Genomic DNA, 12,545 nt, shown 5'->3' with positions numbered 1-12,545 from the left:
GATGACCAGTCCCGCCTACCACCCGGCGGCACCCGCCCGGATCGTCGAACTCGACCTGGCGCGGCCCGGCGAGCTCCGCTCGCCCGGCGGCGCGGCCGCGGCCCCCACCGGCCGGGTCCTCGCACTGGTCCGCCGGCACGGCCGTCCGCTGGGCCTGGTCACGGCCACCGGGACTCCCGGTGACCCGGCCGGGCTCCGGCGGGACCTGGTCGAGGCCGGCCGCCGGCTGGACGTCCCGGTCGCGCCTGCCGTACCCGCCGTGCCCGCGTCCGCCGCGCCTGCCGCACCCGTGCCGGGCGCCGAGCGGCCGCTGGTCAGCATCATCATCTGCACCCGCGACCGCGAGGACATGCTGCCGCAGGCCCTCGACGCCCTGCTGCGGACCGGCTATCCGCGCGCGGAGGTCCTGGTGGTCGACAACGCACCGACGAACGACGCCACCCGGGAACTGATCCGCACCCGCTACCCCGGCCGGGTCCGCTACCTGCGCGAGCCCGTACCGGGCCTGGCGCGGGCCCGGAACTGCGGCCTGGCGGCGGCGCACGGCGAGATCTGCGCCTTCACCGACGACGACGTGATCGTCGACCCCGGCTGGGTGGCCGCCCTGGTCGGCCTGTTCGTGGCCGACGACCGGGTCGGCTGCGTCACCGGGCTGGTGCTGCCCGCCGAGCTGGACACCGAGGCACAGGCCGTGTTCGAACGGTACGGCGGCTTCTCCAAGGGGTTCGCCACCCGGCGCTGGTCGCTCCGCGAACGTCCGGCCGACCCGCTGTTCCCGTTCGTGACCAGCCGGTTCGGCACCGGCGCCAACATGGCCTTCCGGACGGGCGTGCTGCGCGGCATCGGCGGCTTCGACCCGGCCACCGGCACCGGCACCCCCACCCGGGGCGGCGAGGACCTGCTGTCCTTCCTCTACGTCCTCACCAGCGGCCACACCGTGGCCTACCAGCCGGAGGCGCTCGTCTGGCACCGCCACCGCCGCAGCATGGAGGCGCTGACCGCCCAGATCTACGGTTTCGGCGTCGGTTTCGGCGCCTACCTCACCGCCGCCGTCTCGCACCGGCCCGGCCTGCTGGCCGGACTGCTCAAGCGGCTGCCGCGCGGTCTGTGGCAGTGGCGGGCCGTCCGGCGGGGCCGGATCCGGTCCGCCCCCGCCGCCGGCGGCGAGGCGCTGGCGCAGCTCGGCCGGACGGAGCTGCGCGGGCTGGTGCGCGGCCCGTTCAGCTACCTGTTCAGCGTCTGGCAGCAGCACACCCTGCGAGCCGGGGGGCAGCTGTGATGGCCGGTCTGCTCTCCCGCCCGGTGGCCCCGGACTGGCCGTGCCCCTGCCCGCAGGCGCTGCCCTGCCAGTGCTCGTACCTCACCCTGCTGAGGGCCCGCGCCCGGGCGCTGCGGCTGCGGGCGGCCGGTGAGCCGCTGCTGCGCAACGGCCACCTGCTGGCTGCCAGTTCGGTGGTGGCGGCGGGCCTCGGCTCGGTCTTCTGGATCTTCGCCACCCGCTGGTACAGCGCCGACACCGTCGGGCGCAGCTACGCCGCGCTGTCGGCGGCGGCGCTGCTGTCCGCGCTCGGCAGGTTCAACCTCGACAACGTCCTGGTGCGCTTCCTGCCCGCCGCCGGGCGGCACACCCGCCGCCTGGTCCTGCAGTGCTACGGCGTCAGCGCCGTCTGCAGCGCCCTGGCGGCCGTGGTCTTCCTGCTGCTGATCCCCTGGATCGCACCGGGCCTCGGCTTCCTGCGCAGCCCGGTGCTGGCCCTGGCCTTCGTCGCGGCCACCGCCGGGTTCTCGGTCTTCGTCCTGCAGGACGGCGCGCTCACCGGGCTGCGCCGGGCCGGCTGGGTGCTCGGCGAGAACTCCATCTTCGCGGTGGCCAAGGCCACCGCGCTCGCGCTCTGCGCCGCCCTGGCGGTGGGCACCGGCATCCTGGTCTCCTGGTCCGCCGGGCTGCTCGTCTCGATCGTGGTGACCAACGTGGTGCTGTTCCGGCACGCGGTGCCCGCCCACCAGCGGGCCGACCGCACCGGGGCACCCCGGCCCACCCGGATCATGCGCTACGCCGGCGCCGACTACCTGGGCAACCTCTCCGGCATCGCCGCCGCCAGCGTGGTGCCGCTGCTGGTGCTCAACCAACTGGGCGCCGAGCAGAATGCCTACTACTCGCTCGCCTGGATCGTCGGCGACACCCTCTACCTGGCCGCGTTCAGCATGGGCAGCTCGCTGGTCGTCGAGGCGGCCCGGGCCCCCGAGCGCCTCGCCGAGCACGCCCGCCGGATGCTCTGGCACTCCGGCCGCCTGCTGCTGGTGGCGGTCGTCGTGGTGGTGGCCGGGGCGCCGTGGATCCTCAGCCTGTTCGGTCCGGGCTACGCGGCCCACGGCACCGTCGTGCTGCGCCTGATGACCCTGTCGGCGCTGCCCAACGTGGTGCTCAGCGTGGCCATCGGCGTCGCCCGGGTGCGCCGCGCCCTGGGCTGGCTGATCGGCCTGCAACTGGCCTTCGCCGCCGTCCTGGTCGTCCTGGTGGTCTGGCTGCTGCCCGGCTTCGGCCTGACCGGCGTCGGCCTGGCCTGGCTGCTCACCTCCTGCGCACTCGCCGTCCCCCTGCTGCTGACGCTGCCGCGCTGGCTGCCCGCACCCACCCGGAGGCCGGAATGACCACCGTCGAAAGCACCACCGCCCGGACCACCGCGCCCACGGTGTCCGTCGTGATCTGCACCTACACCCTGGACCGGTGGGACGACCTGTGCGCCGCCGTCGACTCGATCCGGGCCCAGCACCTGCCGCCCACCGAACTGCTGGTCGTGGTCGACCACTGCCCCGAACTCGCCCGGGAGATCGGGCGGCGCTTCCCGGGCGTCCGGGTCGTCCACAGCCGCCAGAAGCACGGCGTCTCCGGCGCCCGGAACACCGGCGTGGAGAGCGCGGTCGGCGAGGTGGTCGCCTTCCTGGACGACGACGCGGTGGCCGACCCGGACTGGACCGCCCGCCTGCTGGCCCCCTACCGCGACCCCGCGGTGCTCGGCGTCGGCGGCCAGGTCGACTCCTGGTGGGAGACCGGCCGGCCCGGCTGGTTCCCGCCCGAGTTCGACTGGGTGGTCGGCTGCTCCTACCCCGGATCCCCTGAAGAGACCTCCGCCGTCAGGAACTTCATCGGCGCCAACATGTCCTTCCGGCGCGCCGAGGTGCTCGCGGCCGGCAACTTCCGCAGCGACCTCGGCCGGATCGGCACCAGCCCGTACGGCTGCGAGGAGACCGAGCTGTGCCTGCGGATCTCCGCCCGCAACCCCGGCGGCGTGCTGCGCTACGAGCCCGCCGTCGTCGTCCGCCAGCACGTCCCGCCGGCCCGCACCACCTGGGCGTACTTCAGCTCCCGCTGCTACGCCGAGGGCCGCTCGAAGGCGCTGGTGGCGCGGTACTCCGGGACCCGGACGGGGCTGTCCAGCGAACGCCGCTACCTGCGCCGGACGATGCCCGCCGCCGTCCTGCGCTGCCTGCGCCATGCCGAGTTCCGGGCCGCCGGAGCGCTCTGCGCCGGGGTGGGCCTGACGGTGACCGGGTACGCGCTCGGCCGGCTCGGCCGGGGTGCCGGGGGCGGTCCGGGCTCCGTCGGCACCGGCTCCGCCGCCGGGGAGCCCGATGAGGGACCGGCCGGTGCCGCCAGGCGGCCCACCAGGAGGCGGACATGAAGGCCGTGCCCGTCTTCCTCTACCACTCGGTGTCGGACAACCCGCCGTCCTGGATCGCGCCGTACACCGTCGCGCCCCGGGTCTTCCGCGAGCAGCTCGACCGGATCGCCGACAGCGGCCTGTCCGTGGTGCCGCTGCGCCGGCTGCTGGCCGCCATCCACGGCGGACCGCCGCTGCCGGAGCGGGCCGCGGTGCTGACCTTCGACGACGGGTTCGCCGACTTCTACTGGACGGTCGCCCCGCTGCTCTCCGACCGGGGGCTGCCCGCCACCCTCTACGTCACGGTGGGTGCCGTCCACCCGCCCGGCGGCCACCCCAGCGGCAGCCTGCTGCCGCCCGCGCCGATGCTGAACTGGCGTCAGATCAGCACCCTGGACGCCACGGGCGTCGAGATCGGCGGCCACTCGCAGACCCACCCCCAGCTGGACACCGTCTACGGCCAGAAGTGCGCCGACGAGATCAGCGGCTGCAAACAGCGGCTGGAGGAGGCGCTCGGGCACGAGGCGACCGCCTTCGCCTACCCGCACGGGTACTCCAGCCCCGCCGTGCTGCGCCGGGTGCGCGAGGCCGGGTGGACCTCGGCCACGGCGGTCGAGAACAAGTTCAGCTCCGCCGCCGACAACCCGCTCCGGATCTGCCGGCTGATGGTCCGCAGCGACACGTCCGAGCAGACCTTCCAGAACTGGACGAGGGGTCTCGGCGCGCGGGTCGCACCGATATCGGAGAGCCTCTATACCAGGTACTGGCGCGGCTACCGCCGCCTGCGCGCGGCGATCGGCAGCCCGGTGGGCGGACCGCCGCAGAGCTGACCCCGACCCGAACGGGGAGCAGCACAGGCCAGAGGAGGCCGACCGATGGTGGATCAGCAGATCGCCGCCGAGATCCCGTACCCCGCCGTACCCGCGCCCGCCCCGCGCGCCGCCGCACCGCACGGCCGGGCGGGCCTGCTCGTCCGCGCCGCCCTGCCGGCCGCCCTGGGCTGCTGGCTCTTCGCACTGACCGGGACCCGGCTGGGCCGGATGGGTGATCTGGGCCTGCTCCAGGCACTCCCCGCGGTCTACTGGCTCGCGCCCGCCCTGCTCACCGTCGGCTTCGTCGCGGCCCTGCGCGACCGGCGGCTCCCGCAGTACTGGCTCGCCGCCTACGTGCTGGGCCTGATCGCCGTCATCCACGCGACGCCCAGCCTGCTGTACCCCACCCTGCGCTACGGGTGGGCCTGGAAGCACATCGCGATCATCGACGCGATGCTCCGGCACAACGGCACCGTCCCGAACGCCGGCAACCTCGACCTCTACAACCAGTGGCCCGGCTTCTTCCAGCTGAACGCGCTGGTGCTGCGGGTGACCGGACTGCACTCGGCGCTCGGGTACGCCTCCTGGTACCCGGTGATCGCCAACGTGCTGCTGATGGGCCCGCTGCTGCTGATCTACCGCACCTTCACCCAGGACCGCCGCCTGATCTGGGGCGGGGTCTGGCTGTACTTCGCGACCTCGTGGATCGGGCAGGACTACTTCTCCCCGCAGGCTTTCGCGTACTTCCTCTGCCTGACCGTGCTCGCGCTGGTCCTGCGCCAGCTGGCGGCGGCCCGCGCGGCGGCGGCGCTGTCACCCTCCGCGTCCGCGTCTGCATCCGCGTCTGCGTCCACGTCTGCGTCCACGTCCGCTTCCGCGTCCCTGCCACCGTCACCGTCGGCGGCCGGGGGGCGGCCCCCCGCCGAGCGCGGGGCCCGGGCGCTGTCCTGGGTCACCGACGTCCCGGCCCGCGGTGGCTGGCGGCCGGCGCCGTTCCTGATGCTGCTGGTACTGATCGCCGCGATCGTCTGCTCGCACCCGCTGACCCCGCTGATGCTGATCAGCATCCTGCTGCTGCTTGCACTGCCGCGCCGCAACCGCCGGGTCGTCCTGCCGGTGCTGGCACTGGCGACCGCCCTCACCCTGGCCTGGGACGCGACCGTCGCGCGCCCGTACATCTCCTCCAACATCCACCAGCTGGTCGCGGCCCTGGCCAGCCCCGACAACAACGCGCTGCCCGGGCTGTCCCGGCTCGGCACCCCGGCCCGTGACCAGGTGCTGGCCTCCTGGGTGGACCGGGGGCTGACGGCCACGGTGCTCCTGCTGGCGGCGGCGGCCGTGGTCCGGCACCGCTGGGTCCGCCGCACCCCGCTGCCGCTGCTCCTGCTGGGTCCGCTGCCGCTGCTGCTCAGCAACAACTACGGCGGCGAGATGGTCTTCCGCGCCTACCTCTTCGCCCTCCCGGCCGCCGCCTTCCTGACCGCCACCCTGCTGGTGCCGACCGGCCCGCGCCCCGGCGCCCGTTTCGTCCGCTGGAGCCGGACGGGAGTGTGGTGCGTCTGCGCCCTCGCGATGGGCGCACTGCTGACGGGCCTGTACTTCGGCTACTACAGCAAGGAGACGATGAACTACTTCACGCCCCAGGAGGTCGCCGCCTCGCAGTACGTGGCGCAGACGGCCCCACCGGGCTCGCGGATCGTCTCCGTCACCGCCGACGTCCCGGGCGGCGAACTGCGCTACGACGAGCACCAGTGGGTGGTGCTGGCCCAGGACCCGCTCGCCGAGCGGCACGAACTGCTGACCGACCCGCAGGCCGTCCTGCTCTCCCGGCTGAACGACCCGGCCGTGACCGGCCCCGCCTATCTGATCCTGAGCCGCGCGCAGGCCGCCGAGTGCCGGCTGACCGGCGTCTTCCCCGACGGGACGGTCGACCGGGTCAAGGCCGTGGCGGAGAGCTCGCCGAGCTTCCGGCCGGTGTTCGGCAACCAGGACGCGGTGGTCTACCTCTACCAGCCCCCGACGCTGGGGAGCACCCAGCCATGACGACCGGGACAGCCGTCACCTCCTGGGCGCCGACCACACCGCGCCTGCTGCTCGCCCTGTCCGGCTGGGCCGCGCTGCTCGCCACCGGCCTCACGCCCGCCAACCCGGTACGGGTCCTGGTGACCGCCGTCTTCGTGCTCGGCTGCCCCGGCACGGCCGCGATGCTGCTGGCCAGGCCCACCGCCGCCGGGCTGGCCCGGCAGGCCGGACCGGTCGCCGCCGGCACCGTCGCCCTCGCGCTGAGCGGCGCGCTCGCGACGGTGACGGCCACGGCCCTGTTCCTCACGGACTCCTTCACCACCGGCCGCGCCCTGCTCGTGCTGGCCGGCCTCACCACGCTCCTCGCGCTCGTCCCGCGCCGCCACCGCCCCGGCCGGGAGCAGGCCGACCGGGAGGACACCGACCGGGTTGGTGGCGACCGGGTTGGTGGCGACTTGGCTGGTGGCGACCTGGCTGGTGGCGACCGGGAACAGGCCGATCGGCAGGACGCCGCCCGGGACAGCGCCCGTCAGGAACGGGCCGACCGGCAACACGCCGACGCCGCGCCGCGTCGTCGCCCCCCGGACGGGAGAGCGCTGGGCCGCAGCGCCGCACGGCTGGCGGGCGCCGGCCTGCTGTTGCTGGCCGCGGCCTGTGGGGGAGCCGCCGGCCGGGGCACCGGGAGCGGCACCGGCACTGCGGCTCCTCGGAGTCCGGCGTCCGGCAGCGCCGAAGACAGCCCGACCAGTCCGGGCGGCGGTCAGGGCGGTAGTTCGAGCGGCGGTCCGAACGGCGTGGCCGCGCCCGCCGCGCCCGGACCGTGGCACCAGGTGTTCCGGGACGACTTCAACGGCTCCACGCTGAACCGAGCCGACTGGGCCACCTGCTTCGACTGGAACGACCAGGGCTGCACCAACGCGGGCAACAACGAGCAGGAGTGGTACCAGCCGGGCCAGGTCTCGGTGGCGGGCGGCGCGCTGACCCTGACCGCCGAACGGCGGACGACGGCGGGCAGCGACGGCAACTCCTACCCCTGGGCCTCCGGCATGGTCACCACCGGCCGCGACTCGTGGACCGGCACCCCCCGCCACACCTACACGTACGGCTACTACGCCGCCGCGCTCCAGGTCCCGCTGGACGCGGCCGGCATGTTCCCGGCCTTCTGGCTGATCCCCGCCGACACCCGGTCCACCCCGCCGGAACTGGACGTGGCCGAGTTCATCAACACCAACCAGCGCGTCGACATGAACCTGCACTGGCGCACCGCCGACGGCGGCGACACCCACGTCGGCCAGACCACCGGCCCGGCCGACTACGCCTCCGGGTTCCACGTCTTCGCGATGGACTGGGAGCCGAACGCCGTCACCTGGTACGTCGACGGCGTGCAGCGGTTCCAGGTGACCAAGCCGGCCATGATCCCGAACGTCCCGATGGAGCTGGTGATCAACCTCGCGGTCGGCTTCCAGGAACAGCCGCCCGCCTCCGTCGCCTCCGCCCAACTGCACGTCGACTGGGTGGGGGTCTGGCAGCACTGACCTTTCCGGACCGACCGTCCGCACCGGTCCGGTCCGGTCCGATCCGGATCGCACCGCACTGCACTGCACCGCACTGCACCGGCCCGGACCGGCCCGGATTCTGGAGGAGGCGAGCCCCGTGACGCGTTCCCGGCCCGAGTTGGACCACCAGGTGCCCGTCCTGCTGGTGAAGGTCGGTCACTACCCGCAGTCGCACAGCGCGGTAGGGGCCGTCCGCTCGCTCGGCCGGCTCGGCGTCCCGGCGTACGCGATCGTGGAGGACCGGCTGACCCCGACCGCGCTCTCCCGCTACCTGACGGGTGCTTTCGTCCGTCCGAGCACCGGCTGCGAACCCCCCGAGCAACTGGTCACGATGATCGCAGCCGTGGGCCGGGCGATCGGCCGCCGCAGCGTGGTGGTACCCACCGACGACGAGGCGGCCGTACTGCTCGCCGAGCACACCGAGCAGCTCTCCCCGTACTTCCTGCTGCCCCCGGCACCCCCGGCGCTGCCCCGGCGGCTGGCCGACAAGGGCGGGCTGCACGCGCTCTGCCGGGCCGCCGACGTGCCCACCCCGCAGGCCTGCGCACCGCGCGACCACGCGGAGCTGGTGGCCACCGCGCGGAACTGGGGGTACCCGCTGGTGCTCAAGAACCTGGCGCCGTTCACCCGGCTGAGCCGCCCGGTGGTCGGGCACACCACGGTGGTCCGCGACGAACGGGAGCTGCTGGCCGCCTGCCCGCCCGACGTGCGGCCCTCGGTGCTGCTCCAGGAGTACCTGCCGCCGGAACACTCCGAGGACTGGATCACCCACCTGTGCTGCGGGCCCGGCGGCGAACCGCTGGCCGTCTTCACCGGCCTCAAACTGCGCTCCTGGCCACCGGGCGCCGGGGTCACCACCCGGGCCTGCGCGCTGCCCAACCGCGAGCTGGCGGAGCTGGCCGCCCGGCTGTGCCGGAGCACTGGCTACAGCGGCACCGCCGACCTGGACTGGCGGCTGGACCTGCGGGACGGCAGGTACAAGCTGGTCGACTTCAACCCGCGGACCGGCGCGCAGTTCCGGCTGTTCGAGACCGTGGACGGGATCGACGTGGTGCGGGCCCTGCACCTGTCGCTCACCGGCCGCCCGGTGCCGCAGGGCCGCCAGCTGCGCCGCAGCTACGGCGTGGGGCAGCTGGACCTGCTCGCCGTCCTGGCGGCGGTCCGCCGGCAGCGGCGCCCGCCGCGCGACCTCCGTCCGCGCCGGAGCACCGAGCGGGCCTGGCTCTGCGCCGACGACCCCGTGCCGTTCGCCGCCGAAGCCGCCCGCTTCGGCGGCCGGGCGGCGCGGCACGCCGTCCGACTGGCCGCCGCGCGGTGGTGTCCTGGCGGCCCGCCCTCGCCGGGCGGCTGACTGCGTGTCGAGGCCCGTTGCCTAGGTCCCCTGACCCATGTTCGGTCAGGGGACCTGGGGCAGCGGAGCGGCCTGCTCGGCGGGGTCCGGTCCGGCGGTCCTGCTCAGGGGGTTCGGCTCAGCGGGCTCCGGTGGTGGCGACCGCGTCGCTGATCTTGCGGGCCGCGAAGCCGGTACCGCAGACGAAGCGCATCACCGGTCCGAACGTGTCGGCGGCGGACAGCCCGGTGAAGTACACCCCCGGTACCGAGGACTCGAAGGACCCGGAGAGCCGGGGCGCTCCCTCGACGGTGCGGCGCAGCGCCCGGCGCAGCCTGACGTCCAGCAGGTCGAGCCGTTCGACGTCCACGTGGTAGCCGGTGGCGGCCAGCACGTGGTCGGCCTCCAGCGCCTCGGTCGGCCCGCGCAGCCGGAGCCGGACCCGCCCGTCGAGCTCCTCGGCGGTGCGCAGCGCGTGCCCGGTCAGCAGCGGCAGCCGGCCCTCCACCCGCTCGCGCAGCCACCAGGCTCCGGCCGGCCCGAGCACCGTGCGCACCAACCGCACCCGGGTGCTGTCCGGCAGGTGCCGGAAGGCCCAGGGCAGCCGGCTGTAGCTGAGCAGCGGCCAGCCGTCGCCCAGCGTCGAGCTCGGGTGGACCGCCCGTGACCGCAGTGACCGTTCGCCCACCTGGTCCGACTCGGGCGGTGTGCCGAACAGCACCTGCCCGGTCCTGGCCACCACGGTCGGCTCGGCTCCGGCCTCGTGCAGCAGCGCGGCGCTCTCCAGCGCCGACTGCCCGGCGCCGACCACGGCGACCCGCTGCCCGGCGAACTTCGCCAGGTCCGCATGGTCGGCGGAGTGCGAGGCCAGGCCCGCTCCGTACAGCCCGGCCAGCTCGGCGGGCACCCGGGGGTACGGCCGCAGGCCGGTCGCCAGCACGACCGCGCGGCTGCCGAACTCCTCGCCGGTGTCCAGCCGGACCCGGAGCCCGGACGGCCCGGACTCGATCCCGAGCACCGAGCTGCGCTCCAGCTCGGGGACACACTGCTGCTGGAACCACTGGCCGTAACGGACGAACTCGGCGATCGGTATCGGATACCGGTCGCCGACCCGCGCCTGCCCTTCGGCGGCCCGGAAGTCGTTGAAGCCGTAGCGGGCGGTCGGATCGGAGATCGAGGAGGCGCGCGGCGTGGACTTCAGGAACATGCCGACGGGCATCCGCGACCGCCAGCTGTCCATCGGCTCGCCCAGCACCCGTACGGGCACATGTCGCCCTTTCAGATGGGCCGCGACGGCGAGCCCGTACGGGCCCGCTCCCACTACGGTCACCGGCATCACGGCCATCGGACGGCCTCCTTGGCACCTCGTGCTGAAGCGTGTTCCGAAACGGTTCGAAGCGTTTTGAAACCTTATTTTGAAATCTCACTGTGGGTGATGTCACAGCGGCTGGTCCGGATCTGCCGGTACCGCCTCCCACCAGCTGTTTTGTTCGTGTACACGACTATCTGTGCGGTGCATCGTCGCGGAACGTCACCGCCCGGAGCTTGCCGACGGCCGTCCCGTCCCGCAGGCTCCAGCACTGAGAGTCCGCGACCTCCCCTGCCGGAGCGAGCGGACTCCGGTCCGTCCGTGGGGGGTACGAAAGGGTCCTCTCCACAGCATGCCCAAGCACTCGAAGCACCGCCACAGCACGCCTTCCGCCACCGCCGGGCTGCCGGCCAAGCGCCCCGCCCGCCGTCGGCTCGCCGCCCTCGGGCTGATCACCCTGGCCGCCACGGGCGGCGCCACCGCCGCATGGGCGGCCCCCGCCCGCGCCGCCGAGCCGGTGACCGTGGACTCCCTCACCGTCGCCGCCGCCTCGCCCGCAGCCGGCGCGCCGCTGAAGGCCACGGCCAAGCTGCACTCCACGCAGCGCCTCCGGGTCCAGGCCCTGACCGTCGCCGTCCGCTCGGCCACCGGCGCCAACTACGACTTCGGCGGCGCGGCCGCGACCACGCTGACCTCGAAGCAGCAGACCTTCAGCCCGCAGAGCCGCACCTTCCCGGCCGGCAAGTACACCTACTTCGTCGCGTACGAGGCGAACAACGTCTGGCACCCGCTGTCCCCGGTGCACACGTTCACCGCCAGCGCCTCGGTCACGCCGACGCCTGTCCCGACACCTGCCCCGGCCCCGGCCCCGACGCCGACGCCGGCCCCTGCCCCGACGCCGGCCCCGACGCCGACGCCGGCCCCTGCCCCGACGCCGGCCCCGACGCCGACGCCCAAGCCGACCCTGACCCCGACGCCGGCTCCCACGCCGACACTGGCTCCGACGCCCACGCCGACGCCCGCTCCGGCTCCGAGTTCCGGAGGCCCGGCCGGGATCGCCGGCAGCTGGAAGCCGGTCTTCGCCGACGAGTTCAACGGCAGCTCGGTCGACTCCGGCAAGTGGACCGCGAACTGGTTCGGCTGCGCGACCTGCACCACCGTCCCGGTGAACAGCTACGAGAAGGCCGCCTACGCGCCCTCCCAGGCCACGGTCAGCGGCGGCAGCCTGCACCTGACGGCCGTCCAGCAGCCCACCACGGTGAACGGCACGACCTTCCCGTACCGCTCCGGCATGGTCCAGAGCAACGGCAAGGCCCAGTTCACCTACGGCGCGTTCGAGGCCCGGATCTACCTGCCCGCCTCCGGCTCGCAGATCGCCAACTGGCCCGCCTTCTGGACCGACGGCCAGAACTGGCCGGCCGACGGCGAGATGGACGTGATGGAGGGCCTCGGCGGCAGCGCCTGCTACCACTACCACTCCCCGTCCGGCGGCCCCGGCAACTGCGCCCCCGGCAACTACAGCGGCTGGCACACCTACGGCGCGGACTGGGAGCCCGGGTCGGTCACGTACTACTACGACGGCGTGAAGGTCGGCCAGATCACCAGCGGCGTCTCCTCCTCCCCGCAGTACCTGATCCTCAACAACGCGGTCTACGGCGACAACCTGACCGTCGCCCCGGCCGACATGCAGGTCGACTACGTCCGGGTCTGGCAGCACTGACCCGCCTGCCCCGATCGGACGTCGGCCCCGACCGCTTCAGGGCGGATTCTTGGGGTCCTCGCAACACCTGATGATCTATGTGGTCGTCAGTAGATCACGCAGGCGCTCGGCTGGAGTTCTCCAGCCGAGCGTTT

General features: G+C 74.1%; 9 protein-coding genes. 8 read left to right on the top strand and 1 reads right to left on the bottom strand.

What is annotated here, in order from left to right; genetic code table 11:
* Position 1: 1 nt before the first annotated feature.
* The 7 genes from ABD330_RS20010 to ABD330_RS19980 all read left to right on the top strand — a co-directional run bounded on the left by ABD330_RS20010 (position 2) and on the right by ABD330_RS19980 (position 9,403).
* Positions 2–1,279: a glycosyltransferase family 2 protein gene (locus ABD330_RS20010; RefSeq protein ID WP_344466999.1), complete on the top strand. Its 1,278-nt coding sequence runs from the start codon at positions 2–4 to the stop codon at positions 1,277–1,279.
* The gene (locus ABD330_RS20005) at positions 1,279–2,652 is read left to right on the top strand and encodes a lipopolysaccharide biosynthesis protein (RefSeq protein WP_344466997.1); all 1,374 of its coding nucleotides are present in this window, start codon (positions 1,279–1,281) and stop codon (positions 2,650–2,652) included. The genes ABD330_RS20010 and ABD330_RS20005 overlap by 1 nt, the downstream gene beginning before the upstream one ends.
* A complete protein-coding gene (locus ABD330_RS20000) occupies positions 2,649–3,683 on the top strand; it encodes a glycosyltransferase family 2 protein (RefSeq protein WP_344466994.1) in 1,035 nt (344 codons plus the stop codon). The genes ABD330_RS20005 and ABD330_RS20000 overlap by 4 nt, the downstream gene beginning before the upstream one ends.
* The gene (locus tag ABD330_RS19995) at positions 3,680–4,492 is read left to right on the top strand and encodes a polysaccharide deacetylase family protein (protein ID WP_344466992.1); all 813 of its coding nucleotides are present in this window, start codon (positions 3,680–3,682) and stop codon (positions 4,490–4,492) included. Before ABD330_RS20000 ends, ABD330_RS19995 begins: the two co-directional genes overlap by 4 nt.
* Before the next feature lie 45 nt (positions 4,493–4,537).
* On the top strand, positions 4,538–6,517 hold the full coding sequence (locus tag ABD330_RS19990) for a glycosyltransferase (RefSeq protein ID WP_344466989.1): 1,980 nt from the start codon (positions 4,538–4,540) through the stop codon (positions 6,515–6,517).
* Complete coding sequence (locus ABD330_RS19985; protein WP_344466986.1) at positions 6,514–8,031, top strand: family 16 glycosylhydrolase; 1,518 nt, start codon at positions 6,514–6,516, stop codon at positions 8,029–8,031. The genes ABD330_RS19990 and ABD330_RS19985 overlap by 4 nt, the downstream gene beginning before the upstream one ends.
* A gap of 118 nt (positions 8,032–8,149) precedes the next feature.
* The gene (locus ABD330_RS19980) at positions 8,150–9,403 is read left to right on the top strand and encodes a carboxylate--amine ligase (RefSeq protein ID WP_344466984.1); all 1,254 of its coding nucleotides are present in this window, start codon (positions 8,150–8,152) and stop codon (positions 9,401–9,403) included.
* 118 nt (positions 9,404–9,521) lie between these two features.
* On the opposite strand, the gene ABD330_RS19975 is transcribed toward ABD330_RS19980, so the two are convergent.
* Complete coding sequence (locus ABD330_RS19975) at positions 9,522–10,727, bottom strand: FAD-dependent oxidoreductase (protein WP_344466981.1); 1,206 nt, start codon at positions 10,725–10,727, stop codon at positions 9,522–9,524.
* A 316-nt stretch (positions 10,728–11,043) separates the two neighbouring features.
* Between ABD330_RS19975 and ABD330_RS19970 the strand changes: the two genes are divergently transcribed.
* Positions 11,044–12,411: a glycoside hydrolase family 16 protein gene (locus ABD330_RS19970; protein ID WP_344466979.1), complete on the top strand. Its 1,368-nt coding sequence runs from the start codon at positions 11,044–11,046 to the stop codon at positions 12,409–12,411.
* The last annotated feature ends 134 nt before the right edge of the window (positions 12,412–12,545 follow it).

It is taken from the genome of Kitasatospora kazusensis (assembly GCF_039529945.1).
GTDB lineage: Bacteria > Actinomycetota > Actinomycetes > Streptomycetales > Streptomycetaceae > Kitasatospora > Kitasatospora kazusensis.
The sequence above is the reverse complement of the archived record's forward strand: the minus strand, read 5'-3'. Positions and strand labels throughout refer to the sequence as shown.

What these genes read in the sequence shown, in the direction of transcription:
- ABD330_RS19975 (WP_344466981.1), bottom strand. Translation starts at nt 10,727, where the DNA reads ATGGCCGTGATGCCGGTGACCGTAGTGGGAGCGGGCCCGTACGGGCTC.
- ABD330_RS19985 (WP_344466986.1), top strand. Translation starts at nt 6,514, where the DNA reads ATGACGACCGGGACAGCCGTCACCTCCTGGGCGCCGACCACACCGCGC.
- ABD330_RS20005 (WP_344466997.1), top strand. Translation starts at nt 1,279, where the DNA reads ATGGCCGGTCTGCTCTCCCGCCCGGTGGCCCCGGACTGGCCGTGCCCC.
- ABD330_RS19995 (WP_344466992.1), top strand. Translation starts at nt 3,680, where the DNA reads ATGAAGGCCGTGCCCGTCTTCCTCTACCACTCGGTGTCGGACAACCCG.
- ABD330_RS20010 (WP_344466999.1), top strand. Translation starts at nt 2, where the DNA reads ATGACCAGTCCCGCCTACCACCCGGCGGCACCCGCCCGGATCGTCGAA.
- ABD330_RS19990 (WP_344466989.1), top strand. Translation starts at nt 4,538, where the DNA reads ATGGTGGATCAGCAGATCGCCGCCGAGATCCCGTACCCCGCCGTACCC.
- ABD330_RS20000 (WP_344466994.1), top strand. Translation starts at nt 2,649, where the DNA reads ATGACCACCGTCGAAAGCACCACCGCCCGGACCACCGCGCCCACGGTG.
- ABD330_RS19970 (WP_344466979.1), top strand. Translation starts at nt 11,044, where the DNA reads ATGCCCAAGCACTCGAAGCACCGCCACAGCACGCCTTCCGCCACCGCC.